This window comes from Muriventricola aceti (genome assembly GCF_025567565.1).
GTDB classification, from domain to species: Bacteria; Bacillota; Clostridia; order Oscillospirales; family Oscillospiraceae; genus Lawsonibacter; species Lawsonibacter aceti.
This window is the reverse complement of sequence record NZ_JAOQKF010000008.1, coordinates 114,380-137,856: the sequence shown is the minus strand read 5'-3', so window position 1 is coordinate 137,856 and position 23,477 is coordinate 114,380. Positions and strand designations below refer to the sequence as shown.

The window sequence follows — 23,477 nt, the reverse complement described above, 5'->3', positions numbered from 1 at the left end:
TTCCACTACCATCTAAATTACGAGGGACCGATATGTACATAGATAAAAACCGCTATACCACCCGCCCCACTGACGACCGCATCCCCCAGGAATTTGCCATCTATGACCGGCTGGAGGAGCTGTCCATTCCCTTTGTCCGGGTTGACCATGACCACGCCGACACCATTGAGTTCTGCCAGGAGGTAGAGGCGGTCCTGGGCTCTAAGATCTGCAAAAATCTGTTTCTCTGCAACCGCCAGCAGACGGAGTTCTATCTGTTGATGATGCCGGGCGACAAGCCCTTTAAAACCAAATTCCTGTCCGCCCAACTGGGGTGCGCCCGGTTGTCCTTCGCCGATGACGGCCATATGCGAGACTTCCTTCAGACCGTTCCCGGCTCCGTATCCGCTCTGGAGCTGCTCTTTGACGCCCAACATCAGGTCCAGTTGGTCATTGACCGGGATCTGCTGGCCGACGAATTCATCAGTGGCCACCCTGGCCGCTCCACCTCTACCCTCCAGTTGAAGCGGGAGGATCTGCTGAGATTTGTGGAGTCCACCGGCCACAGCCCCATCTATGTGGATCTGCCCGACCCCCGTATGGAGGATCAGGCATGAAAAAGCCTCCGGCCCCTTGCTAACGGGCCGGAGGCTTTTGTTTTCCTGTTATGCCCGGCGGATGATGCCCATGGGCGTACATTCCTCTCCCTGGCCCAGGGGGTTATCCCCCAGGATCTTGGCGATCTGGTCCATAGAGGGCTGTTTTTCCGAGAAGCCTAAAATATTGGCCCCCAGGTCGTTGATGTCCACGATGGCCACCGGGTGTCCAAGGGCCTTCGCCAGACTCTTGGCCGTCCCCATGGGGTCGGCCGGAGTGAGGACCACATAGTGGTCATAGGGCGGAATGGTGCCCTCCGTAGGGCCGTCGATGCCTCTGGCTTTCGGTCCGGCCACAATGTAGAACCACCCCTTCTTTCCCAGCAGCTTGCCGATGACCGAGCAGAAGGCGGCGAAGAGGATGCGCAAGGTACCGCACTCCTGAAGGGCCATCTCCATAGTCTCCGGAATCCCCAGGCCAATGCCCGCCGGGGTCTTAGTGACATAGCGGCTCAAGGTGACGGCCAGCTTACGGGGCTTAATATCCTCCATGGGGATGGCACGGCACTGGGTACAGGCCACTGCCTTCTCCGAAATGAAGAGAATATCTCCCTCCCTCATCAGATCCTGAGGATATTTTTTCACCACGTCCGCCATATCGTCATCCTTTGTGATCAAGTGTGTCTTGACCGGGATACGCATATAGTCCACCCCATCCACCGCGCGGATCAGGTTTTTCCCCGGATTGGGGGTAAAGTTCATCTCTTCGCTCATTTGTGAAGCGCTCCTCTCAACGGGCAGCGTGATGCCCTAAACATTATCGCCCAGCAGCGGCTCCTATTATAACACCGGCGGCCTTCGAGAGCCACATTTTTTTCAATCCGCCTCCCGCCCCAGCAGGACGCTGCCCTCCACAGCGGTGAAAGTTACCTGTCTGATCTGATTGTGCAGGTTCTCCCCGCTTTGGAGGGCAACCTCTGTATACCGGGTGGTGTGGCCCCGCCACAGGCCGTCCCGCTCCTCCTCAAAGAGGACAGGCAGGGTCCGCCCCACAAACCGCTCCAGGTATTCCCGCTCCATCTGGGCGGCCACGGCCGCTCCCCGCCGAGCCCGCTCCTCCTTGATGGCCTTAGGCACCTGGCCCGCCATCTGGGCCGCCGGAGTGCCCGGCCGCCTGGAGTAGGGGAAAATGTGCATGGCGGAAAATGCGCACCGCTGGATAAAGTCCATTGTCTGCCCAAATTCCGCCTCCGTCTCCCCCGGAAAGCCCACGATCATATCCGTAGTGATGGCCGGGTCCTCGAAGTGGTCCCGCAGCAGGGCCACGCTCTCATAAAACCGCTCTGTGTCATATTTCCGGTTCATCCGCTTCAGGGTGGCGTCACAGCCGCTCTGCATGGACAGGTGGAAGTGGGGACACAGGTTGTCCAGCCGGGCCGCCCTGGTACAGAACTCTCTGGTGACAGTCCGGGGCTCCAGAGAGCCCAGCCGGACCCGGCAGCCGGGGACCGCCTGACACACCCCTTCGACCAGGTCGATGAGAGCAGTGCCGTCCTTTCGCTCCTGTCCCCATGAGGAAATTTCGATGCCGGTGAGGACCAGTTCCTGGTAGCCCTCCGCCGCCAGTTGGGCGGCCTGTTCCTTCGCTTTTTCCAAAGGCAGGGACCGGATTGGGCCTCTGGCGTATGGGATGATACAGTAAGTACAGAAGTTGACGCAGCCGTCCTCCACCTTCAGCATGGCCCTGGTGCGGCCCTCCAGCCCGCCGGCGGGCAGGACCTCAAAGGCCCGCCTTTTCAGCGCGTCGTCCAGGGCGGTGATGGGCTGGCGCTCCCGCCAGGTCCGCTCCAGCAGGTCCACGAAGCCGGCCCGGTCCCCGGTGCCGGACACCAGGTCAATGGACAGCCCCTCCAGCTCCGCCGGATGCGTCTGGGGATAGCAGCCGCACACGGCAATGACGGCGTCCGGGGCGCGCTTTCTGGCCCGGCGGATCACCTGTCTGGACTTCTTGTCACTTACTGCGGTGACCGTGCAGGTGTTGATGATGTAGGCGTCTGCCTCTCCCTCAAAGGGCACCAGAAGATGGCCACGGGCAGTCACGATCTGCTCCAGGGCCTGTGTCTCGTACTGGTTGACCTTGCATCCAAGGGTGTAAAAGGCGATTCTCATGCGCCGTGGTTGGGAATGATGGCCACCAGGACCAGGTCCTCGGTGCCGTCATTCATCAGGCGGTGGCCATGGCCCTTGGGGCAGTAATGAAAGCTGCCGGGAGCCAGCGGCTCGTCCACTCCGTCACACAGTACCTTTCCGGTCCCGGACAGGATATAGAACGCCTCGCTGTCCACCTCATGGGTGTGCATCCCCAGGTGGCTGCCGGGGGTCAGGCGGATCTGCATGATCTTGTTATTTTCGTCCTGGAAGGTCCGGGTGTACATCTCCCCCTCCCCGCCTCGAGGCTTGGGGACCAGGTTCTCCTGCAGCTTTTCAAACTCTATGAGCATAATTTTTCCTCCTTATGTTGCGCTCTTTCCCTCTGTCTTTCAGGGGAGAGCAGTTCTTACGGCTTGATATCCTGGGGCAGCAGCTCCATCAGCTGCTCCCTGGTGGGGCCGTCCAGCTGGGCCACCCGGTCCGCCTGACGAGCCACCGCCTTCTCAAAGAGGTTGCGTACCTCTCTGGCGTTGCCAAAGTTCTCGTCCCGGTTCCGGTACAGCTCCTCCAGTTCCCTTCGGGCCAGCCCCTCCCCCTCTCCGGACAGGGCATAGCCGTTCTTACGGCACATGGACACGAAAATATCCATAAGCTGGGCGGCGTCGTAGTCCTCAAAGAAGAAATACTTGTTGAATCGGGACTCCAGCCCCGGATTGGCGTGGATAAATCGCTCCATCCGGTCCGTGTAACCGGCCACGATGACGATCAGGTCCTTTCGGTGGTCCTCCATGTTTTTCAGCAGCACCTCGATGGCCTCATGTCCGAAGTCGTTGGCGCTGTCCGAGCTGGCCAGGGCGTAGGCCTCATCGATAAACAGCACGCCGCCCACCGCCTTCTGTACCGCCTCCTGGGTTTTCAGGGCAGTCTGGCCCACAAAACCGGCCACCAGTCCGGACCGGTCCACCTCCACCATCTGCCCGGTGGACAGCACCCCTATCGCCTGGTATATCTTGGCCAGCAGCCGGGCTACCGTGGTCTTGCCAGTCCCCGGATTTCCCATGAATACCAGGTGGAGGGACATGGGCGGGACGGGCAGGCCCGCCTCCTCCCGAAGCCTGCGCACCTTCACCAGATTGATGAGGCTCTTCACATCGGACTTCACCTTGTCCAGGCCGCATAGCCCGTCCAGCTCGGCCAGCAGCTCCTCCAACTTGGGACGTTCAGCGGCAGGCCCTTCCTCTTTCTTTTCCGCAGGCTCCTCCCTCTGCGGCTGGGCAGGGGACGGAGGCGGGACAGGCCGCCGGGCGATGAAGTCGTCCGCCTTCAAGGGGGGACGGTCAGCACGCAGCCCCTCCTGGTCGCACAGGTGGAGGAGAGTGTCGTTACAGGAGTTGACAAACCCCGCCTCGCTCTCGCTCACCACATCGTCCACAGCGGCCAGCAGGAGTAGGACCAGGGTAAGCTGGTCAGCAAATCGCCGGGCCAGAGTGGTTCCCTTCATCCGGTCGTACCGGAGCAGGTCCTGGAAAAAGGCGGGGGGCTGAAACAGGTCAAAGCCGGCCACCCCTGTGGCCACCTCCCAGTACAGGGCGGAGGGCACCGGATTCCCGGCAGAATAGACCGCATTATAAAATTCCACATGTCGGGGAGTGATGGCGCTGGCGTTGTCCGCCTGCCACACCCCCAGGGCATATTGGCGCATATAGCCGTCCACCTGACGGCTGAACGTCAGGCGCAGAGCTGGGTCCGGAATCAATTTGCGGAAGGCGGTGACGATCTCGTTGTACTGCTTATGCACCTCGCCGGCGGTCATAGTCCCCTTCATCGCGCACCCCTCTCTTCCCGCGCCAGCGGCACGGGGGCTTTGTTCCTTTTATTATAAAAGAAAGGGGGGCGGCGGTCAAGGATACACGCCTCCCTTTCTCTCCTTCTCACGAAATTCCGACATAAGATTATGAACATTTTGTTATTTCGACATTTTTCGTTGACGACACTATAAAATCCTTGTACAATGGACTATATCCCCTTGTTGACGCAAGGATATCCTAGCTTGTGGAGGAACTCGATCATGGCAGAAAAACAGGCCCCCTCCCGCCGCGGCGGAGCCGGCACCCAGAATGCTCCCCGGCGCAACGATGTGATACGCTGTGACAAATGCGGCGAGTACTACGCAACTACTTATAAACGCTGTCCCTTCTGTGACGAGCGCCCTGGACGGGGCGGAGGCAGTGGACGGCGTGTGGCCAATACCCGAGGCGGCGGCTACGGAGGACCGGTGAATCCGGTCCAGGTGGTAGCTCTGGTCATCTCTCTGGTCTTGATCATCGCCGCGCTGTTTATCGTCTTTACCAAACTGCTCCCCCTGTTTACCCAGGACAAGGACGGTGGCTCCTCCTCGGCGGGTACCAGCCAGAGCACCTCCATCGGCGGCTCCACCTCTACAAGCTCCCCTGACGGCAGCTCCCCCAATTCCAGCCAGAGTGGCGGAGACCAGTCAGAGCAGCCGGATCCCCAGCCCGACCCCGAACCTGTGGCTGTGTCCAGCCTGACGCTGAATAAGTCCGACATCACCCTCCAGGCCAATGAAACATTTGAATTTGTGGTCAAGGTGGACCCCGCCGACGCCACAGTTGCCTGGTCCAGCAGCGATGAGTCGGCCCTGACCGTCACCCAGGACGGTATGATCACCAATGTGAATACCACCGGTGATCTGGTCAAGGTCACGGTCACCGCCACCGCCGGAGACAAGACCGCCCAGTGTACTGTTTACTGCAGGGGTTCTGGCGCCTCCTCCAGCGGCAGCACCGGCGGCCAGAGTGGAAATACTGGCTCCACCGGTGGGAACACTGGAACTACCGGCACCATCGCCCCTAACACGCCCGCCACCATTGTAAACGCTGAGAACGGTTTGAATATCCGCTCCGGCCCAGGCAAGGAGTACGACGTGGTGGCCAGTGCTTCCAACGGCGCCAAGATCACCGTCTTGGAGGAAACCAACGGCTGGTGCAAATTTGACTACGGCGGAGGCAAAATCGGCTACATATCCAAGGACTATGTCTCGGTCGGCTGATATTCATTGAAAGCTGGGGCCCGCTGGGCCCCAGTTTTTCTTGACATTCCAATTAGACAGTTGTAAAATATAGATAGACAAACGTCTAATAAGGAGGTATCGATATGACCGACTCGCTGATCCGACTTCCTGACGCGGAGCTGGAGGTAATGCAGGCCCTGTGGGCTCTGGACACCTATCCTGCCCACACGGCGGACATCGCCGCCCGGCTGGAGCGGGACTGGAAAGCCCCCACCCTGCTCAAGCTGCTCTCCCGGTTGGAGGAACGGGGCTTCGTCCGAGGGGAGAAGGCCGGCAGAGCGAACCTGTATACCCCGCTGGTCGCCCAAAAGGACTATCTGAAGGCCGAGAGCCGCTCCTTTCTGGACCGGCTCCACGGCGGCTCGCTGCCCAGTCTGGTGGCCGCCCTGCTGCCCGACGCCAAGCTGACCCAGGAGGACGTGGCCGCGCTGGAGGCGCTGCTGGAAAAAGGAGGTCGCTGATATGGCAGAAAATCTGACCCATCTTCTGGCCACCAGCCTGGGCTTTGGGGCCCTGATCGCCCTGCTTCTGTTCCTGCGCCGGCGGCTGGAGGGGCGGTTTGCCCCAACCTGGTGGCGGCAGGTGTGGACCTGGCTGATGGTGGTCATGTTCCTGTACCTGCCCGCCCGGTCCTTTCTGGCCGTCTGGGTACCCTCCCTCGTTGATGTGGCCACCCCCCAGGCGGTGGTGGAGGGGGCTTACGACCGGGTGAACGGCTATTTGCGGGACCACGAGCGGATCGTGGAGGCCGGGAGCGGCGGGGGCGGCGGAGCTATGGCGACCATTGGTGGAGAAAATATCTGGTTCCGACACAGTGTCCACTATGAGGATGCCGCGGGCCGGGATGTGCTGATCCGGGACAACGACTACCTGCGCACGGTCACCATAGACGGCGCCACCACCTACACCGTACACTGGACTGGAATGGCCTATCTTGTTTACTGGCTGACCGCCGCCGCCCTCTTTTTCGGGGGGCTGGTCCGCTATGGGCTGTTCCGCCGCCGGGCTCTCCGGCAGAGCGTCCCCGCCGGGGAGGAGGACCTATCGGCCCTGGCGGAGCAGAGGAGGGTGGTGGGCTGTGACCGTCCGGTGGAGCTGTACCGCTGCACCCTGGTCCACACTCCGCTGCTCATGGGATTTCTCCACCCGGTCATTCTGCTGCCCCAGGGCCAGACCGGCGGCAGTCTGGGGACCGCCCTGGCTCACGAGCTGACCCATCTGAAGCACCGGGACACCGGCTATCTGCTTCTGATTTCTCTGGTCCGAAGTCTTCACTGGTTCAACCCTCTGGTGTGGCTCATGGCCCGCCGGGCACAGCAGGACGTGGAGCTGTGCTGTGACTACGAGCTGCTGAAGGCCCGGGACGAGGCAGGCCGACGGGCCTATGGCCGGACCCTTCTGGACCAGATGACCGCCGGGGAGCATGGCCTGTCCCGGCTGACCACCGGCTTTTCCGGGGACAAGAGGGAGGTCTTTGCCCGCTTCCGGGCCATCATGGACAGCTCCCCCAAGCGCCGGGGCCGGGCGGCGATGGCGGCGGCAATGGCCGCCGCTGTGCTGGCAGGCAGCCTGGTTGGCTGCCAGGCCGAGGCAGATAGGCCGGAGGGGGACGGAGCCTGGATCACCGCCCTGGACCCGGAGGCGGGCACAGTCGCCTATGTCCCCCTGACCCGGGAGCAGCTGTCCGACCCCGACGCCCTGTGGGATGAGGTATTTTCCGGAGATCTCCTGTCCCGTGAGCGCACAGCGGAGCTGGCGGAGGGGGCATCTCTGCTCCACACTTGGGAGGGGGATGCCTACTCCCTCAACCCCGTTACCATTCAGCACACCGTTGGCATGTCCCAGGCCGGCGTCCCCGGCGAGGTGGTGCTGGACGGAGCGGGGCGGGCGGTCCGGGTCCAGCTCTCTGACAGCGCCCATTTGGCTTTGGACGGGGCCGGCCTGAACTTTACTGGCTGGTGCGGCCGGATAGAGCTTCCGGGGCCGGGGGCCGCCCTTCTCTCCTCCATTCCTGTGGAGCCGGGCAGCATCTTTTTCTACGACGGCGGGGATAGTGTAACCATCGACCCGCAGAGCAGACAGGGCGCTGACAGCGACCACACTCAATATACCCTGCCGGTGTCAGCGGAGGCCGCCCAGGCCTGGGCAGAGCTGGAGGGGGACGATTTGGCCTATGGATATACCCTCACGGTGGTGGACGGCACAGTCACCCAAATCGAGGAGACCTCCTGGCCGGGGGCCCGGTCCACTGACTAACCCAAAGGCCGCTGCCCCTCCCGTTCTCCCCTCCTTCAGAACATAGGATACATATCAAAAAAGCGCCCCCGGCGAACTGCTCCGCCGGGGGCGTTTCTCTGGTTTTATGGCCTTTTTTTCATGACCTCTTTCTTCCAGGCTTCAAATTTTGCCCGATAGCCCTCCTTCTGTTCTTTCCAAGTGGGGATACGGAAGATCTCCTTATCACGATCCACTTTTTCTCCACAATTCTGGCACCGCTCCTGATTGAAATAAGCAAGCATTTTCCTGCATTCCGGGCAGGGTCTGAACACTATCAATATCGCCGACACCACCCATAAGCTACACACAATGACCCTCAACACAACAGATGACGGAAATAGTGGGATGAGTAATGTAACAAGAATATCAAATAGATACAAACCCCAAATAAATTTTTTCCATAAGCGTAATGTTACTTTCATTATTTTTTAACCTTTAGCTAATTTGAGCTGGTGTATCCGGAAAGTTAATAATTATAGAAACTAACTACACTTTTACCTGCTTCTAAGTGCTGTTAACTGCTGTAATACCAATGGTTTTCAGAACAGATAAGAGTAGTTAAAAGCGGGTAAGTGTAGGTAATTCGTATATTATTTCTGTACCATTCATACAACCATATTCCTACACTTCTTGATGTGGTTGATTTTATTTCTACACCTATACTCCTACACTGAAAGCGAGCTTGGCAAGGTCTATTTTATTTTCTCAATCTCCTCTCGAAGCCAAGTAAACTCGCGGCGCGTGTAGACCTTTTCTGTGATGTCGGAGATCTTGTGACCTACCATATATTTGATGGCATACTCGTCCACCCCATAGCGTTTTGCCATGGTCACAAAGTGGGTGCGACCATCGTGAGGACGGTGCTCGGGGTTTAGTTTCAATTCATCACGGATACGCTCGAAGGCTTTCTGATACCGAGCATAGGTCAACTCAAAGTTCTTCTTGTTTCGGTTGTTGGGGTCTGCCCAGTTAAGCAGATACGGGCTTCCGATTGCTTCTGCTTCTCGATATTTTTTGAGTACCAGGTCCTGAATACGGGAATGAATGGGGACAACACGATTCTCACCGGCATCCGTCTTCATGCCGCCTTGAAATGTCCAGCTCTCTAAATCCACATCCTTTAGTTCCAGTAGTTCCAGTTCCTGAGGGCGCCAGCCGGAGTAGCACTGGATAAGCAGGATGTCGATACCATGTTTCTCATCGATATTATTCCAGAGCAATTCCATTTCATCATCTGTAAAAGCGATATGCCCCTTCTTTACTTTCTGGATCTCTTTGACGGTTTCTTCCGTGAGGTTGAAGGTTCTGGAATAGTTTCGATCCACTAACTCATATTCCAACGCATAGTCCAGCATCATGTTAAACATGGATTTGATTTGGTTCTTCATGGTGGCTGTTGGATGCTGCTCTCTGCCTCGAACAGTGGCCACGCCCTCTTCCATGCAGCCTTTTACATGACGGGCTCGAATGTCCATAACTCGCATCTTGTAAACTGCCGAACAGTAAGGCCAGGCACTGGTCACCGCCTTTGTACTCTTGACGGTCTTTTCGTATTCTGGAAGCCACTTGTCATAGAGCTCCTGCATGGTGATGGCTGTTCCAAGGTCATATGGATTCTTGTTATATTCCACCAGAGCGGCATAGGCATCGTTATAGGTGGCGAAGTATGATTCCGGCTTGAGCGGTTTGCAAATGGGTCTGCCATCAGAAGTTTTCCCCACAGTTACCATGGCTCGGAATGGATTTCTCAAATTACGATTTTTGATCTCACTGATCTGACCAAAGCCATTCGGCAATCGCCGTCGCTTGTTGGATTTGCGAGGTCTTTTTATTTTTTCAGAAGGTTTCAGAGGATATCCGCAATGAGGACAGGCATTTGCCTTATCGCTCACTGGCAATTCGCACTCTGGGCATTGGGTCAGCATAGGTCATCCCTCTTTTTCAAGGCTTTAATTTCTCGGCGTTCGATTTTGTCAACGATACGGCCGCCTACCGCATGGAGTAGAAAAACGCTGCCCGCAAATAGTAGCGCACCCCAGGCTCGCTGATTTTTGTTGTACTCTTTTACGCCGCCCTGCATAGTATAGACTTCATGCAAATGCTTGGCTGGGTTCACGTGTTTCTTCATTGGGTGTCTCCTTTCGCAAGATTTACAGTGGGTTTTATGGAGGTGTTCTATATGAAATACATGACGAATGCACAAATCGACGAGCTTAATTTGCTTTTGGATAAGCATGGAGCGGCTTTGACAGCATTTTATAACGAAGGAATGAGACAAGGCGCCAAAAATGTGATCCATGGTATGATGATTGGCGCGGCGATTATTGCTGGCGTTCAGATCACAAGGGCAATCATCAGAGCACACAAGCAAAAGAACTAAATAGGAATTGGGGTCGCTTAATCAGCGGCTCCTTTTCTTTTTGCCCCTTGCGCCGCCCGCTCTAATCATATATGATAAGTGTACGAATTGTCAAGCATATTCCTACACAATATTTTTGATTAAGATTTGAGGGCTGGATATGGTGATGAACGAGTGCTCCGCCTGTCCCCGGTGCGGCGGACGGTTGAAATACTACGACAGCGTGCCCAGACTGGTACGGACGAAAGGGCGGCAAACCTCCAGAGTTCCCATGCGCCGCCTGCGGTGCTCCGGCTGCGGGGCAATCCACCGGGAACTGGGCGGTCTGTTCTTCCCCTACAAGCAGTACGAGGCCGAAGTGATATTCGGCGTACTGGAGGGGCTTATCACCTGCGAGACACTGGGGTTCGAGGATTACCCCTGCGAGATGACCATGCTCCGGTGGCTTTCGCAGAAAGCACAGCTCCTATTATGGAGAAATCCATAAGCGAAAGGAGTAAATGAGCATGAAACTGACACCTGTGGACCAGATACCAAAGATGAACGGCTATCACAAGCTGCAAGAGCTGATCGAGGAGTTTACGAACGGCGACGCTAAAATCGTAAAGGTGGAATTTAGCGAGACCGATTATAAATCCCCGGCGGTCTGCCGGTCTTGTATGGCCGCGGCCATCAAGCGGTCGAAGCGTCCGGTCAAGGTATGGCGTCGTGGAAATGAGATATTCCTGAGCAGGGATGTTTGACAAAGGATCGAGCCGCCGTAACAGGCGGCTCTTTTCTTTTTCGGACGCAGGAATTGCACAGCCCTTTATGGAGGTGATTTCAATGGACAAAATCAAAGCACTCAACACCAAAGTCATGGCAAAAGACTTCGGACGGGTAGGCTTGGGCACACTGGCCATTGTAGCCGGAGCATTTCTGTGGGGCAAGTTTTTGTACGGCAGAGGTGTGCGCGGCTGCCAACGCTGGATGTGCGAGACGTTTCCGGACGAATACGAAAGCATGACGGAAAAGGTCGCTGATATGCTGGAACAGGACCATTGAACAGGCCAAAACAGATTGAGCCGCTCTCGCGGCGGCTCTTTCTTTTGTCTCCGGCGGTTATATTTCTAATTTAGATTAGCCCGATTTAACCTAAGTTAGAAAACAGGCCCCGCAGATTTTGCAATTCCTATTATGGAAAGGAAACGGATAGATGCTGGTGGAAATCCAGCGGTGAGACACGAAGGCGTGCCGCCAAGTAATAACTTAATCAAAGATGGCACCCACCGGGCAACGGTTTTCGTTGGGCCGACCCTGAAGTCGTTTCCTTTTCTTTTTTCGCGCCGATTCAACAGGGGCCTTTATGGAGGTGAAGGTTATGAACACCAGGAAAATTCTTAGCGCGATCGGAACATTCGCGGTTGTGGGCGCGGTATCCACGGCAGGCGCGGCACTATGGACGAAGGTTCTGAACAGGAAGTTTCAAATGGTACAGCTCAAACTGACACACCCGAAGTCAGACAAAATCATATTCGTCGACTTCAAGAAGGCAAAGAGGGGCCGCTGACGCAGCGGCTCTTCCTTTTTTTCATCCGCACAAAAGGCCGTCTCCTTTATGGAGACAAAACTTTTTAGGAGGTAATCAAGGATGAACAAGCAGAAATGGACAGAGAAGCCGGTCACCTGGGGCGGATATCTCAAACTCAGCGGCATTGTGACAGTCATCGGCGCGATTTTCAGCGCGGTGTATATCATTGCCATGTTTGAGCCGGCCTGGTGGATCGGGATTCGGAAGACGGTTGGAAAGACGTTCAACCATTGGGCCCGGAAAAGGAATCGTTTCTAAAGGGCGGGAGCCGCTGCAACAGGCGGCTCCTTTTCTTTTTCTTTCCACCGAGGTTGTTTTTACGAAAACGGGGCTGCGCCCTTAGAATAGCCGTTGAAAGGAGGCAGACGCCGATGAATGAACAAGAGTTCCATCCGGGCTCCGTCCCTGTGGCGGTGGTGGCCCGTGTTTATGGAAAAGACGCGTCCTGGGTGAGGGCCGGAATTATCTCCGGCTGGCTGCCCATCGGCAAGGCGACCCGGAACGGCAATCTGGTGGCCAGCATTGAGGAGATGGATTCCCGGTACGGCCGGATCAATTTTTACATCTCGCCAAAGCGATTGTACGAGGAAACCGGATATTTCTGGAGAGGAGAACGACGATGAGAAATGACATGCGCCCGGAGCTTTCGCAGAAGAACCCCTACTGGATCGGCAAGCACCGCTACTACGAGCTGAAGCATTTCTGCCTGCAATACCCCATTTGGAAGAAGGCCCGACTGGCCCTGGATGGGCTGAGCAGGCGGCCGGCCGACCTCCAGGTCTTTGTGAGCTGCGGGCAGGTGAAGGGTGACCCCACGGAGCGGTGCGCCCAGTCCCGGATATTCTTCGGGGAGCGCATGGAGATGGTGGAGCAGGCGGCCATCGAGGCGGAGCCCGACCTCTACCCCTATCTGTTGCGGGGCGTGACCGAGGAGCTGTCCTATGACGCGCTGAAGATGAAGTATGATATTCCCTGCTGCCGGGACGTCTATTACGCCGCGTACAGACGGTTCTTCTGGCTGCTGAGCAAGAGGAGGGATTGAGGTTGCGGGTTGTGGACGTGGCTGTCCGGCAATGCTACCGGTTCAACTGCCCGAACTGCGGGAGCAGGCTGGAGGCCGACTGCGGCGATCTGGTGGACATCGGCGGAAAGACAAGCCGGTTCTGGTGCCCGGTCTGCCGGAAGGAGCGGTATGTTCCATGGAGTGCCCTAAGGAAACGGGTTGTGTACGAGGACAAGTCCGCGGAATAGGCAGGCTCCTTTATGGAGGTGAAATGCCATGAAGAAAACGATTTTGGAAAAGGTGGCGGACAATAAGTTCAATGCTGTGAAACAGTTAGTCCGATTCATTCGGGAAAATGACAAGGACCCGGGTGGATTTGAAGACTTATGGGAAAACAGTTTTGCGCTTGAGGACGAATTAGATGAAATCATACTTCGGATAGCGCACATCATCGAATTGGAAAAAGCATTAGAAGAATACGAAGAGTAAGGATTGGGCCTGCGGAAACGCGGGCTCTTTCCTTTTTGTATTTCGCAGAAACGGCAGCGGCTATTATGGAGGTGATACCATTATGACTTACAAGCAAATCGAGGCAAGCCGGGAGCTGAGGCTTTGGATCGGGCAGGTGATCGTGCCCGCCGTTACGATGGCGGTCGCATTGGCGTCCATTCCGGAGGTTAGGAACGCGGCTTCCACAAAGCTGGAACAGCTGAAATGGAAACTCAAATCCAGGAGCAAGGGCTGAGCAGGCCCTTTGCTTTCTATTTTCCATACGCAGCCGGCCGGAAAGCGTGTTAGAGTGATATCCTGAAAAATTCCCGGGTGAAAAATTTGAGAAAACAGCGTCAAAGGAGGAATTGAATTTGGAGATTATTGCGGCGATTGCGGCGCTTTGCATCGGAATTTTGATCGGTATGCGTCTGTTCCAGGATCGTCCGGTCGGCGACCTGCGGGTGGACCATTCCGATTTCGCGGACGAAGGCCCTCATTTATATCTTGAGCTGGATACGGATATACGAACCGTTATGCGGAAGAAACGGGTGGTCTTCCGGGTCAAGGTAAAGGACTTCCTGCCGCACGAATGACACGGGCCTTTATGGAGGTGTATTGTAATGAAGAAATTGAAACTCTGGATGACACAGTGGCTGGTCGATATCGGCTCCTGCTTGACGGAACTGGGAGACCGTATGATTTGGAAAGGGGTCGATATGGGCGACGACCTTCTCAGAGATGACGATGAATTGTTAAAATACGCGAAAAAGAAGGGAATCGTCCGATAACGGGCGCCCCTTTCTTTTCATTTCGATATATACTTGTGCAACCAATCCGGCAAATCAGGATCGTCAATGGTCCAGGAGGTCTTTCGCCGTTCGGAATGGACCCATTCGTTTTCCCGACCATCGAAAATCCTTTTCCGTCCACATCTGTAAAGGACAATTTGGCCATCTTCCAGGCGATACTCATTCCAATAATAACTATGCGTGACACGGCCAGGTCTCTCTTGCGTAGCATAAATCGTCATGGGTATAAGCCATCCTTTCCGAAGAATAATAGTTCTTTTTATGAGTATAGCACCACAGCCCTGCGGCCGCAAGAGACATCGAACGCCGGGTACGCACGAATAACATCGGCTATTATGGAGCCAATTCTGATTTTTGAAAGGAGAAAAAGCATATGGCAGAGATTAAAACGTTGTTGGATGATGTGATCGAGACGGAGCTCGCGAATCTGCGGACCCTTCCGTCCGGAAACGAGGAGAGAGCGAAAGCGATCCGGGATCTGGCGGCGCTGCACAAGCTGCGTATCGAGGAGATCAGGGCCCAGGCCGACGTGGATGAGAAGTCCGAGCGGCGGGAGATGGACGGCAGACAGCGCAGGGAGGAGCTTGCCTGCAAAGATGCCGACCGCGCCCGCGAGGAGGAGCTTCAGAACCGTCAGCTTCGGGAGCAGAAGATCGACCGGTATGTGCGCATTGCGGTGGCCGGCGCGGAACTGGTGTTGCCGCTGATGTTCTACGGCATCTGGATGAGACGGGGATTCAAGTTTGAGGAGTCCGGGGTTTACTCATCCACCACGTTCAGGAATCTGTTCAGCCGTTTTCGGCCGACAAAGTAACGAACAGGCTCGAAAAGAAAATGAAGAGGCCGTGCAGACAGCACAGTCTCTTCGTTTTATCCGCGAGTTATTCGGGGCGTTTTATGGAGAACACCCGATATTTTCAAGGAGGTATCTGTTTATGAAATGGACGGAAGAAGAAAAGCGCCAATTCATTCTGAGGGTCGACATTGGCCGAGCACGCCGCTTATACGACGAAGGGAAAAACGCAGAGGAGATTGCGGCGGTTGTGAGGCGGCCTGTCGCGCTGATGGAAAAGTGGATTAGGAACTTCAAAATCATTGACCAAAAGAGACAGGCAAGAAACGGGTGAACCCCAAAAAGCAGGGCCCCAGACAAGGGCTCTTGCTTTTTTAATCCGGGTCCCAACCGGAGCCCATGTCTTTGATTTGGTCTTCTCCTGTCCCCCAACTGGCGCTGATGTCGGGAAGAGCGCAATCATAGCAAACATTGGCGTCTGGGTATTGATCGTCGTAAACACCCTTATAATATTCTCGACTGAGCTTTCGTCTCACGGCGGCAACATCAAACTCTTTGCCGCATTCTATACAAACAGCCATATTCGCCCCTCCATACATAAAGGATGTCTCCATTTTACCATAGTCCTCGCCAAATTTACAAGGCGTTTTATGAGGAGAGAGCGCTCTTTACCTCAATATCAGCCGGAGCCGCAAGGCCCGGACGACTTAGGAGGTAATGCAAATGCGTAAGAAGGGTAAAAAGGTCATTCGGCCGGCAGGAGACGAACTGATGGACTACCTGAACCGGGGGTTCGCGATCTGTAACCGGTGCGGGGCGGTGATGGACCGGAGAGAAGACCCAAGAGGAGGTTGTGATATTTACGCCTGCCCGTCCTGCGGATGGGAGATTGACGAGATGGAGTACGAGTATGAGAGTGGAGATCCGATGGAGCTCGTACAGGATGAAAGAGGCGATGACTACCTGGTCTTCCGGAACGACATGCCGCCCGCCGGGTGCAGAGCGTGCGGAGGCCCATACCCCTACTGCAAGCCGTCGTGCAGAATGTTCGACGACTAAGCATGACCAACGTAGAGGAGGAGCCCTGTAACAGGGGCTTTTCCTCTTTTATATTTGGAGGCAGACATGCGCTATCACTACGAGAAGCCGCCCATTTATCTTTCCATGTACGGACAGCGCTACTGCTGCGACCATCCGGTCTATAACCACTGCACCCTGTTCCTTGTCGGCGAACGGGGCCTGGCGGTGATTCAGCAGCGGTACGACCCGGAGACGAAGCACACCTTCTGGGCCGAGGTAGACGAGTGGCTGACGGACCCATTATATCTGCACCCCCGGTTTCGGGCGTTCTTTGACCGCCGGGCCGGGACGGGTACGGACGGCCTCTACCCCACCGTGACCATCCGGCAGATCATGTGGGCGCTGAAGATGAAGCCCCTACCCAAGCAGCCCTGGGAGACGGTCTTCGACCATACGCCGATTTGACAACCTCCTTTATGAGAAACCAACTGATTTTGAAAGGGGTTGCGGTTTATGAAAACATTCAAGAACAAGCTGTACGCTGTGGGGCTGATGCTCTGCGGGAGTGTTCCGACATTCCTGGAGCAGGACGCCACGGCGCTGGTATTTATCGGGATGATTGCAGTTCCGCTGTTCTTTGCAAAAGAAAACTGGATTTATTAAAGGAAACGGCCCGGACAAGGGCTTTTCCTTTTATATTTGCGCTTATTTCGCAGCTCCTATTACGGAGAACGATGCTCGCAAAAGGAGGTAAAGGAGCATGGACGAAATGAGACTGGAATCGAAATTTACAACAGGACTTGTATCAAAAATCGCAAGGACCGTTGTACGTAAGAAGCTGGGCTACGATATGGATATTCGGCTCAACCGGCTGCGGACAACGGTGGTTGATGAAAAGACACACGTACATCTGGACGTCGATCTGGAGCTCACGAAGGAAGAGCTTGACAAATTATTGAAGAGCGTCGGACTCTGAGGCAGAGGCCCCATAACAGGGGCTTTTGTCTTTCTTCCGCAGATTCCGCAGGTTCTATTGTGGAGAGGCATACAGCGAGCTACGAAGCGAGGGTGGTAGTAGGCAACGCAAGACGGAAACCCACCTGCCTCTCTTCGGTTTTCGCAGATTTTGCAATTCCTATTATGGAGAGGAAGTTAGCTCAGTGGTAGAGCGCAGGCTGAAATGTCTGAGGCCGCCGGTTCGAGTCCGGCACTTTCTCTTTCGCTTTTGCATGGAGAAAAAAACAAGTTTGGAAAGGAGTTTACCATGGAGAAACGGCCGCTGGACACGGAGCTTGAAGTTCTTTGGAGCGAGCACCTCGAAGACGATGTGTTCTCAGTACGCGCTTACAATGTTCTGGCGCATCGTCTCGGTCTTCGCACGTTAGGGGATATTTTGAATTTGACCCGCGACGACATTGCAAAGGCGAGGGGCGCTGGGGAAAAGACCCTGGACGACATTGCGAAGCTGGTTCGGTCGTGCGGATACGAACTGAACGGATTTACGGACGCCGGTCCGGACTGCAAAAAGTGCAAACAGAGGGATTTCCTGCGGCCGGCGCATCAGCACTTTTTCAAATTGGCAAGGGAGTTCAACCGCTCGTATCATCATCCCAAGGACCGCGCCTTTGTGTTTCCAAACCGGATTTCCGGAGAGACGGGCTGGGATATTGTAAAGCGGGCCATATTCGCCACCTATAACGTGTCGAGCATTGCCTCTCTGCCAGACGGGGAGCAGGCGGAAATCAATGAATTTGCGATGGGTCTCACGGATATTCTGTTCCAACAGCTGCGGGACCGGGCAAAAGAATACAAACGGAGCAATATTTGAAAGGAGAAAATGAGCATGGAAGTTAAAATTGTGGGCGAGATCAAGTTCAAGACCTGTACCCTCCCGGTGTATCGGGATTTGGACGAGCCCCTGTTCAAGGCGGGGGACGTCGCTGAGCTGATGGACTATGGGCCGAACAATATTTGGAACCTGACCAACCTTTGCGAAGAGGACGAGAGGCTGGTGCTGTCATCGGAAGTGGCGGGTCAACACCGGCGGGTGACGTTCCTCACCGAGAGCGGACTCTACAACGTCCTCGCCCAGAGTCGGAAGCCGGTTGCCAGGGCGTGGCGGCGGGTCATTGCCGAGGAGTTGATTGCCCTGCGGCGGTCCCGTGGCAAAAATATCTCGGAGCAGTTCGAGGACTGGGACTACATGGCGGACACCATCTACTTTGACGAGGTGACCGGGCGGCTGATGCGGTCGGTGACTGTTCCTGGCGGGGACGTGGAGCAGGTCCCCTACGAGCCCTGACGCCATGAAAGCGGAAATTGGATATCCCGACGCGGTCATGGGAGATTTCATCCAGGACCTTATCGGTGACATCGAGCACAACATGCAGCTTGCTCCGCCCAACGACCAGTATTTCGAGGAGCTCAGCATTCAGAAATTTACCCTGCAACAGCTGCTCCAGGAGATTGGCAGGCATGAAGGAGACTCTCCCACCGCCGTAGTAGCGAGATTTGTGGGGAGGATGTCTGCCACGGCAAAAGAGGACGACCCACGGTTCGTCTTTTCTATCTCCAGGGACGCGGCCCAGTCCATCCTGGACGGATTATATTTTGACTAAACGGAAAAGGAGAAACAATGACTGGAGAAGTTTACATTCATTATGGCGCGGACGCCTTCGACCCGAGCCATGGGTTTCCGGTGGCAAACACGAAATACTCCTGGGCAAAGCCCTACGGAGGTCTATGGGCATCGAGAAAACGTGCGTCCTACGGCTGGGCCAAATGGTGCGAGGAGAATTCCTTTCGGGATTGCGCCGCAGAACCCTCATTTCAGTTTATCATGCGAAATCCGGAAAAAGTAGCGGTCATTCATAATTTGAACGATCTGCGACAGCTTCCGATGGTGAGAGACGTTCCGCCCGGCATGTGGGAGGAAATTGACTTTGTGGAATGTCTGCGGCGAGGAATTGACGCTGTTGAACTCTGCTGGTATGGGGAGGAATACCAAGACCAGCGGGCCGATGATTTATATCTCGCTTTGTATGGGTGGGACTGTGACTCCATTGTGGTCCTCAATCCCGACGCAGTGATTCAGATTTAACACTCGAAAGGAGAAAACATCATGGTTAAGACCTATCTTGATATTCTGAGCGAGCGCGGCATCCGCCCCTTCCTGACCGACGAGGCTTTTGAGGAGCTCCAGAAGTTTGACTACAAGAGCCAGTACGCCATTCCCGGCCAGGTAATGCCGGTCTTCAAGCACCCCAACCAGCACAAGATCGAGCTGGGCAAGACCACCAATCTGATCGGCGACATGTGCTGGTACGGAGCCAGCGTGGAGGAGCTGGTGCGGTCCATCAAGTATGGCATGGTGGTGCTCGACGCGGACAAACGCCATTTGGACTGGAAGAAGGCCGCCGAGGACTTCGGTATTCAGGAGCTTCTCAAGGAATACCGCCGGTTCCGCCGCAAGCCCAAGCTGACAGAGCGGGAAAAGCTTGTCATTACCGCTTATACCGGCTATGTTCTGGAGGGTACGGCCGGAAAGGTAGTGGATTTCGTGGAACAGGAGCTGGGTCATTCCATTCAGACGCCGGAGCCGCCCGCAGTCCCGGTTGTTGTGGAGGTGCGCCGGGCTTTGCAGGAGGAATTCTGCGAGATCTGCCGGAAGCACCACATCTTTGATTATATTTAAGGAGGATACGGACGTGAACGCAAAAACGACCCTGCTCCACGGAGCCGGGAAAGCGGTCAAAAAGGCGGCGCCGACGATATTGACCGTTGTCAGCGCGGCGGGGGTGGTGGCCACGGCGGCTCTGGCGGTCAGGGCCACACCCAAGGCCCTCAAGCGCATTGAGGCGGCAAAAGCGGTCAAAAAGGCGGAAAATGGCGGAAATTTGACCCGAATGGAGACGATAGGAGCCTGCTGGCAATGCTATGTACCGGCGGCGGCCACGGGAATCGCTGTAATCGGGTGTATTTTCGGAGCAAATGCCCTCAACCGGCGTCAGCAGGCGGCTCTGGTCAGCGCCTACGCCCTGGTCAGCCGGTCCTACAACGATTACCAGCGCAAGGTCAAGGAGCTCCACGGCGTAGACGCCCACCGGAGGATCATGGAAGCCTTGGCTGCCGAAAAGAGCAAAAAGCAGCCCATCTACGCGGGCACCCTGATCGGGTCGTCCTCTCTGGACTTTGAGGACGCCGGCGAGGAAGAGCGGCTATTCTACGACGCCATCTCGGAGCGGTATTTTCAGGCCACCATCAGCCAGGTGCTCCAGGCCGAATACCACCTCAACCGGAACTTTGCCCTGGGCGGAGGATTCATTACCCTGAACCAGTTTTACGAGTTCCTGGGCATCGAGCCGGTACCCGGCGGGGACGAGGTGGGCTGGATGGTTTCGGACGGGCTCTACTGGGTGGACTTCGACCACCAAAAGACCGTGGTAGACGACGGGCTCAACGGCGAGGTGGAGTGCTACATCATCGACGCACCCTTCCCGCCGGTAAGCGAGCGTGAATACGAGGACATGGAGCTCTGAGGGCTCCGCAGAAATTGCATCTCCTATTATGGAGAATCTATATTTAACAGGAGGTTTGACTTTATGGACTCGAAAACGATATTTAAGGTATTGCCCTTTGTAGGTATGGCCCTGGGCGGGATCGGCACACTGCTGTCCGCCTGGGCTGACGGAAGGGAGCAGGACGCGATTATCGAGGAGAAAATAAATGAAGCACTGGCCGCCCGTGAACATGGAGAAAAGGAAAGCGAGGAGCCCTGACCGGGGCTCTTTGCTTTTGCAGGAGCCGCTGTCCATGAACGAACAGGCGATCCTCTTTCTCATGGAGGTCCTGAACGGCTTTGAGGAGCCGCCAAGGTCCGACTGGCCCAGGCACGAGGCGGAGGAAGTCAGCTTTTCCCGCTGGGCGGTGGAGGAGCTGCTGCAACAGGTCTGGGACCACCCGTGGACACTGGCCTCTGAGACGGTAGAGCGTTTCGCCGCGAAGCTGGGGCTATACGCCGAGACCTGCGTCACGGACCAGCAGCACCGGATCTTTCGGATCGCGGCCGAAACCGTGAGGGGATTCCTCGATGAGATCGAGAAGCTGGAGCGATGAAAACATTGATATTTATGAGAGGAGATGGCGTATTGAACAAACAAGCAATTTCAAACGCCCTGAAAGCGTTGCAGAAAACCGTGAAAAAGCACAGCCCGGAGATTTTGACGGGCATCGGCATCGCCGGGATGACCGCCGCCGCTGTGATGGCGGTCAAGGCCACCCCCAAGGCCCTGCGGATGGTGGACGAAAAGGAAATCCGGGACGGAAAGCGCCTGACCACCGGCGAGATCGTCAAGACCACCTGGAAATGTTATATTCCCCCGGTCGTCACCGGCGTATGCTCCGCGGCCTGCATCATCGGGGCCAGTTCCATCAGCGCACGGCGCAACGCGGCCCTGGTCACAGCCTACACCATTTCGGAGACCGCGTTGAAGGAGTACCGGGACAAGGCGGTTGAGGTGGTCGGCGTGAAGAAGGAGCAGGCCATCCGGGACGCGGTGGCCAAGGACAAGCTGGAGAAGGCCAATGTCAAAGAGCGGGAATTCATTTCCACCGGACGGGGCGAGACCCCCTGCTTCGACCCGCTGACCAACACCTGCTTCAAGTCGGACATCGAGAGCCTCCGCCGGGCGGAAAACACGCTGAACAAGCGGATGCGGGACGAGGTGAAGATCACCGTCAATGAGTTTCTGATGGAGATTGGCCTGGAGCCCTGCGACGACTCTATCGGAGAGACCATGGGGTGGGACATCGACAAGGGCTACATCGAGCTGGACTTCAGCTCCCAGCTGGTGGACGGCGTCCCTTATCTGGTGCTGGGGCACCGGGTCCCGCCGGTCTATCTGGGCTGGTGACATCCGCAGAAATTGCATCTCCTATTATGGAGAACCATCCAATGAACCTAACTTTACAAGGAGGAACTTGACATGGAAGAGATGAACACAAGAGTGATGGAGAACGAGGTTATGGACGAGAGCGTGGAGGTCGATGAGGCCGTTGACAGCGGAAACGCTGGCGCGCTGGTCGCAGGAATCGTCGGAGGCTTCCTGGCTTACGCCGTGATTGGCGGGGCGAAGAAGCTCTGGGGGTTTGCGGGCGCCAAGCTGGCCGAGCGGAAGGCTGCCAGAAAGGCCGGGACCGACGCGGTAGACGTCGAGTACACCGATGTCGAAGAGACTGCGGAGGATTCCGACGAGGGGAACTCTGAAAAGTAAGCAGAAGAGAGGTTCGCCGGGGGAGAGTACCTGTTTCAGGTGCTTTCCCTTTTTTGCTTTTGAAAGGAGAAAATTGCATCATGAGAGGTATTTTGAAGAACACCCTGTTGTTATTGGGCGGTATGGCGCTGGGGAGCCTGGCGACACGGAGAGCGATCCGGTATGCCGTGGAAAACAGGTACGACCGTGTGAAGTACGAAGAGCCCATCTTTGGGACCGGGGAGGACGCCGAGCAGGTGCTGGACGGGCTCAAGACCCTCATCAGCACCTACGGCAACGCAACGGCGGCGGATTTGTATGAGCTGGCCAGCACCCACGATTTCAAATACGAGATGACAAGAATTGGCTGGACCTCCGTGGACGGGGCGGAGATCGTCCAGACGGACGACGGCTATATCATCACACTCCCCCAGCCCAAGCCCATCACTTACAAGGAGGAACCGTAATGGCAGAGTATCCCAACAACTCCCACAGCGCAAGGGAGAGAACGGATTCTACCGCACCGGGAAAAGCGGAAAAGAAGCTGGAAAAGGTGGTGACCGGAGCGGCCAAGACCCGGAAGAAGAGTGAGGCCCGGAAATTCGTCAACATCTTTGTCCCGGAGGACGGGGAGAACGTCAAGTCCTATATCATGATGGACGTGATTATCCCCGGCATCAAGAACGCCATCGCCGACGTGATCAGCATTGTGCTCTTCGGCGACTCCGGGCGCATCGGCGGAAGCAGGAGCAAGCGGGACGGACGCTCCCGGCTCACCTACTGGGACGACAGGCGGGATGACCGCAGAGAGTACGGACGGCCCAGAGCTGCCGCGGGCTTTGAATATGACGACATTATATTTGAGACCCGCGGGGACGCCGAGCTGGTGCTGGATCAGCTGGAATCGGCCATCGCCAACTACGGCATCGCGTCAGTGGCCGACCTCTACGACCTGGCGGGCATCACCTGCCGCAATTACACGGCCAACCGCTATGGCTGGACGGATATTCAGTCGGCAAAGGTCATCCGGACCCGGGAAGGCTACACCTTGCAGCTTCCGAGGACGGTTCAGATCAACTAAAAGGA

42 protein-coding genes and 1 tRNA gene are annotated in these 23,477 nt (G+C 56.2%); 36 read left to right on the top strand and 7 right to left on the bottom strand.

Translation table 11 applies throughout. The features are described from left to right. Window positions 1-32: 32 nt before the first annotated feature. The gene (locus tag OCV64_RS10400) at window positions 33-596 is read left to right on the top strand and encodes a prolyl-tRNA synthetase associated domain-containing protein (protein ID WP_147571090.1); all 564 of its coding nucleotides are present in this window, start codon (window positions 33-35) and stop codon (window positions 594-596) included. A gap of 48 nt (window positions 597-644) precedes the next feature. On the opposite strand, the gene OCV64_RS10395 is transcribed toward OCV64_RS10400, so the two are convergent. The 4 genes from OCV64_RS10395 to OCV64_RS10380 form a co-directional block, all read right to left on the bottom strand. Further along, the gene (locus OCV64_RS10395) at window positions 645-1,349 is read right to left on the bottom strand and encodes a coenzyme F420-0:L-glutamate ligase (RefSeq protein WP_147571091.1); all 705 of its coding nucleotides are present in this window, start codon (window positions 1,347-1,349) and stop codon (window positions 645-647) included. A 102-nt stretch (window positions 1,350-1,451) separates the two neighbouring features. Then, complete coding sequence (mtaB, locus tag OCV64_RS10390) at window positions 1,452-2,744, bottom strand: tRNA (N(6)-L-threonylcarbamoyladenosine(37)-C(2))-methylthiotransferase MtaB (RefSeq protein WP_262669945.1); 1,293 nt, start codon at window positions 2,742-2,744, stop codon at window positions 1,452-1,454. Next, entirely contained in the window at window positions 2,741-3,076 is a 336-nt protein-coding gene (locus OCV64_RS10385; protein WP_147571093.1) for a cupin domain-containing protein, read from the bottom strand. The genes mtaB and OCV64_RS10385 overlap by 4 nt, the downstream gene beginning before the upstream one ends. A gap of 56 nt (window positions 3,077-3,132) precedes the next feature. Beyond that, window positions 3,133-4,551, bottom strand: coding sequence for an AAA family ATPase (locus tag OCV64_RS10380; RefSeq protein ID WP_262669944.1), 1,419 nt, complete (start codon window positions 4,549-4,551; stop codon window positions 3,133-3,135). 243 nt (window positions 4,552-4,794) lie between these two features. Between OCV64_RS10380 and OCV64_RS10375 the strand changes: the two genes are divergently transcribed. The 3 genes from OCV64_RS10375 (at window position 4,795) to OCV64_RS10365 (ending at window position 8,073) form a co-directional block, all read left to right on the top strand. Then, window positions 4,795-5,796, top strand: coding sequence for an SH3 domain-containing protein (locus OCV64_RS10375; protein WP_262669943.1), 1,002 nt, complete (start codon window positions 4,795-4,797; stop codon window positions 5,794-5,796). 104 nt (window positions 5,797-5,900) lie between these two features. Continuing rightward, window positions 5,901-6,278 (top strand): BlaI/MecI/CopY family transcriptional regulator, encoded by a 378-nt coding sequence (locus OCV64_RS10370; RefSeq protein ID WP_262669942.1) that lies wholly within the window; start codon window positions 5,901-5,903, stop codon window positions 6,276-6,278. 1 nt (window position 6,279) lies between these two features. Then, window positions 6,280-8,073, top strand: coding sequence for a M56 family metallopeptidase (locus tag OCV64_RS10365; protein WP_262669941.1), 1,794 nt, complete (start codon window positions 6,280-6,282; stop codon window positions 8,071-8,073). A gap of 713 nt (window positions 8,074-8,786) precedes the next feature. On the opposite strand, the gene OCV64_RS10360 is transcribed toward OCV64_RS10365, so the two are convergent. Continuing rightward, the gene (locus OCV64_RS10360; protein WP_394803830.1) at window positions 8,787-9,890 is read right to left on the bottom strand and encodes a tyrosine-type recombinase/integrase; all 1,104 of its coding nucleotides are present in this window, start codon (window positions 9,888-9,890) and stop codon (window positions 8,787-8,789) included. A gap of 122 nt (window positions 9,891-10,012) precedes the next feature. Beyond that, window positions 10,013-10,222 carry a hypothetical protein gene (locus OCV64_RS10355; RefSeq protein WP_024723753.1) on the bottom strand — a complete coding sequence of 70 codons (210 nt, stop codon included), beginning with the start codon at window positions 10,220-10,222 and terminating at the stop codon, window positions 10,013-10,015. A gap of 51 nt (window positions 10,223-10,273) precedes the next feature. Here OCV64_RS10355 and OCV64_RS10350 point away from each other — a divergent pair, with 51 nt between their 5' ends. The 15 genes from OCV64_RS10350 to OCV64_RS10280 all read left to right on the top strand — a co-directional run bounded on the left by OCV64_RS10350 (window position 10,274) and on the right by OCV64_RS10280 (window position 15,454). Then, a complete protein-coding gene (locus OCV64_RS10350) occupies window positions 10,274-10,474 on the top strand; it encodes a hypothetical protein (RefSeq protein ID WP_024723752.1) in 201 nt (66 codons plus the stop codon). A gap of 139 nt (window positions 10,475-10,613) precedes the next feature. Continuing rightward, window positions 10,614-10,940, top strand: a complete 327-nt coding sequence (locus OCV64_RS10345) for a DUF6431 domain-containing protein (protein WP_024723751.1) — start codon at window positions 10,614-10,616, stop codon at window positions 10,938-10,940. Between the two features lie 19 nt (window positions 10,941-10,959). After that, a complete protein-coding gene (locus tag OCV64_RS10340) occupies window positions 10,960-11,196 on the top strand; it encodes a hypothetical protein (RefSeq protein ID WP_262669939.1) in 237 nt (78 codons plus the stop codon). Between the two features lie 82 nt (window positions 11,197-11,278). Next, the gene (locus tag OCV64_RS10335; protein WP_130849625.1) at window positions 11,279-11,497 is read left to right on the top strand and encodes a hypothetical protein; all 219 of its coding nucleotides are present in this window, start codon (window positions 11,279-11,281) and stop codon (window positions 11,495-11,497) included. A 316-nt stretch (window positions 11,498-11,813) separates the two neighbouring features. Beyond that, window positions 11,814-12,002: a hypothetical protein gene (locus OCV64_RS10330; RefSeq protein WP_130849626.1), complete on the top strand. Its 189-nt coding sequence runs from the start codon at window positions 11,814-11,816 to the stop codon at window positions 12,000-12,002. Window positions 12,003-12,083: 81 nt separating this feature from the next. After that, entirely contained in the window at window positions 12,084-12,281 is a 198-nt protein-coding gene (locus tag OCV64_RS10325; RefSeq protein ID WP_024723747.1) for a hypothetical protein, read from the top strand. A 113-nt stretch (window positions 12,282-12,394) separates the two neighbouring features. Beyond that, window positions 12,395-12,646, top strand: a complete 252-nt coding sequence (locus tag OCV64_RS10320; protein WP_024723746.1) for a hypothetical protein — start codon at window positions 12,395-12,397, stop codon at window positions 12,644-12,646. After that, window positions 12,643-13,065 carry a hypothetical protein gene (locus tag OCV64_RS10315; RefSeq protein WP_195308516.1) on the top strand — a complete coding sequence of 141 codons (423 nt, stop codon included), beginning with the start codon at window positions 12,643-12,645 and terminating at the stop codon, window positions 13,063-13,065. Before OCV64_RS10320 ends, OCV64_RS10315 begins: the two co-directional genes overlap by 4 nt. Before the next feature lie 11 nt (window positions 13,066-13,076). Next, window positions 13,077-13,274, top strand: coding sequence for a DNA-directed RNA polymerase (locus OCV64_RS10310; protein WP_334260280.1), 198 nt, complete (start codon window positions 13,077-13,079; stop codon window positions 13,272-13,274). Window positions 13,275-13,302: 28 nt separating this feature from the next. Then, the gene (locus OCV64_RS10305; RefSeq protein WP_195308515.1) at window positions 13,303-13,515 is read left to right on the top strand and encodes a hypothetical protein; all 213 of its coding nucleotides are present in this window, start codon (window positions 13,303-13,305) and stop codon (window positions 13,513-13,515) included. An 82-nt stretch (window positions 13,516-13,597) separates the two neighbouring features. Next, complete coding sequence (locus tag OCV64_RS10300) at window positions 13,598-13,771, top strand: hypothetical protein (RefSeq protein ID WP_155857023.1); 174 nt, start codon at window positions 13,598-13,600, stop codon at window positions 13,769-13,771. A gap of 118 nt (window positions 13,772-13,889) precedes the next feature. After that, on the top strand, window positions 13,890-14,111 hold the full coding sequence (locus OCV64_RS10295) for a beta-lactamase induction signal transducer protein (RefSeq protein WP_176927430.1): 222 nt from the start codon (window positions 13,890-13,892) through the stop codon (window positions 14,109-14,111). Between the two features lie 27 nt (window positions 14,112-14,138). Next, window positions 14,139-14,306 carry a hypothetical protein gene (locus OCV64_RS10290; RefSeq protein WP_165449854.1) on the top strand — a complete coding sequence of 56 codons (168 nt, stop codon included), beginning with the start codon at window positions 14,139-14,141 and terminating at the stop codon, window positions 14,304-14,306. 394 nt (window positions 14,307-14,700) lie between these two features. Then, window positions 14,701-15,141 (top strand): hypothetical protein, encoded by a 441-nt coding sequence (locus tag OCV64_RS10285; RefSeq protein WP_024723741.1) that lies wholly within the window; start codon window positions 14,701-14,703, stop codon window positions 15,139-15,141. Between the two features lie 121 nt (window positions 15,142-15,262). Continuing rightward, entirely contained in the window at window positions 15,263-15,454 is a 192-nt protein-coding gene (locus tag OCV64_RS10280; protein WP_024723740.1) for a hypothetical protein, read from the top strand. Between the two features lie 40 nt (window positions 15,455-15,494). Here OCV64_RS10280 and OCV64_RS10275 read toward each other — a convergent pair whose 3' ends face one another. Next, window positions 15,495-15,701, bottom strand: coding sequence for a hypothetical protein (locus OCV64_RS10275; RefSeq protein ID WP_024723739.1), 207 nt, complete (start codon window positions 15,699-15,701; stop codon window positions 15,495-15,497). A 142-nt stretch (window positions 15,702-15,843) separates the two neighbouring features. Here OCV64_RS10275 and OCV64_RS10270 point away from each other — a divergent pair, with 142 nt between their 5' ends. From OCV64_RS10270 to OCV64_RS10190, 17 genes are all read left to right on the top strand, one after another. After that, on the top strand, window positions 15,844-16,179 hold the full coding sequence (locus OCV64_RS10270; protein ID WP_130850836.1) for a hypothetical protein: 336 nt from the start codon (window positions 15,844-15,846) through the stop codon (window positions 16,177-16,179). A 66-nt stretch (window positions 16,180-16,245) separates the two neighbouring features. Further along, window positions 16,246-16,605, top strand: coding sequence for a hypothetical protein (locus OCV64_RS10265; protein ID WP_024723736.1), 360 nt, complete (start codon window positions 16,246-16,248; stop codon window positions 16,603-16,605). Window positions 16,606-16,653: 48 nt separating this feature from the next. After that, the gene (locus OCV64_RS10260) at window positions 16,654-16,803 is read left to right on the top strand and encodes a hypothetical protein (protein ID WP_165449855.1); all 150 of its coding nucleotides are present in this window, start codon (window positions 16,654-16,656) and stop codon (window positions 16,801-16,803) included. Between the two features lie 97 nt (window positions 16,804-16,900). Further along, entirely contained in the window at window positions 16,901-17,116 is a 216-nt protein-coding gene (locus OCV64_RS10255; protein WP_195308514.1) for a CTP synthase, read from the top strand. A gap of 170 nt (window positions 17,117-17,286) precedes the next feature. Then, window positions 17,287-17,357 (top strand) — tRNA-OTHER (locus OCV64_RS10250). 47 nt (window positions 17,358-17,404) lie between these two features. After that, a complete protein-coding gene (locus OCV64_RS10245) occupies window positions 17,405-17,968 on the top strand; it encodes a DNA-directed RNA polymerase subunit alpha C-terminal domain-containing protein (RefSeq protein ID WP_195308513.1) in 564 nt (187 codons plus the stop codon). Between the two features lie 15 nt (window positions 17,969-17,983). Further along, entirely contained in the window at window positions 17,984-18,442 is a 459-nt protein-coding gene (locus OCV64_RS10240; protein WP_195308512.1) for a BRO-N domain-containing protein, read from the top strand. Window positions 18,443-18,446: 4 nt separating this feature from the next. After that, window positions 18,447-18,758, top strand: a complete 312-nt coding sequence (locus tag OCV64_RS10235) for a hypothetical protein (protein ID WP_195308511.1) — start codon at window positions 18,447-18,449, stop codon at window positions 18,756-18,758. Window positions 18,759-18,775: 17 nt separating this feature from the next. Continuing rightward, a complete protein-coding gene (locus OCV64_RS10230; protein ID WP_195308510.1) occupies window positions 18,776-19,240 on the top strand; it encodes a hypothetical protein in 465 nt (154 codons plus the stop codon). 21 nt (window positions 19,241-19,261) lie between these two features. Then, window positions 19,262-19,834, top strand: coding sequence for a hypothetical protein (locus tag OCV64_RS10225; RefSeq protein WP_195308509.1), 573 nt, complete (start codon window positions 19,262-19,264; stop codon window positions 19,832-19,834). Between the two features lie 13 nt (window positions 19,835-19,847). Further along, on the top strand, window positions 19,848-20,678 hold the full coding sequence (locus OCV64_RS10220) for a DUF6353 family protein (protein WP_130849636.1): 831 nt from the start codon (window positions 19,848-19,850) through the stop codon (window positions 20,676-20,678). A gap of 63 nt (window positions 20,679-20,741) precedes the next feature. Beyond that, a complete protein-coding gene (locus tag OCV64_RS10215; RefSeq protein ID WP_262669938.1) occupies window positions 20,742-20,918 on the top strand; it encodes a hypothetical protein in 177 nt (58 codons plus the stop codon). Window positions 20,919-20,952: 34 nt separating this feature from the next. Further along, complete coding sequence (locus OCV64_RS10210; protein ID WP_024723728.1) at window positions 20,953-21,255, top strand: hypothetical protein; 303 nt, start codon at window positions 20,953-20,955, stop codon at window positions 21,253-21,255. Between the two features lie 32 nt (window positions 21,256-21,287). Next, a complete protein-coding gene (locus tag OCV64_RS10205; RefSeq protein ID WP_119345235.1) occupies window positions 21,288-22,052 on the top strand; it encodes a DUF6353 family protein in 765 nt (254 codons plus the stop codon). A 72-nt stretch (window positions 22,053-22,124) separates the two neighbouring features. Further along, window positions 22,125-22,412 carry a hypothetical protein gene (locus OCV64_RS10200; protein WP_262669937.1) on the top strand — a complete coding sequence of 96 codons (288 nt, stop codon included), beginning with the start codon at window positions 22,125-22,127 and terminating at the stop codon, window positions 22,410-22,412. A gap of 80 nt (window positions 22,413-22,492) precedes the next feature. Next, the gene (locus tag OCV64_RS10195; protein WP_262669936.1) at window positions 22,493-22,858 is read left to right on the top strand and encodes a hypothetical protein; all 366 of its coding nucleotides are present in this window, start codon (window positions 22,493-22,495) and stop codon (window positions 22,856-22,858) included. Next, on the top strand, window positions 22,858-23,472 hold the full coding sequence (locus OCV64_RS10190) for a hypothetical protein (RefSeq protein WP_130849639.1): 615 nt from the start codon (window positions 22,858-22,860) through the stop codon (window positions 23,470-23,472). Before OCV64_RS10195 ends, OCV64_RS10190 begins: the two co-directional genes overlap by 1 nt. Window positions 23,473-23,477: the final 5 nt, after the last annotated feature.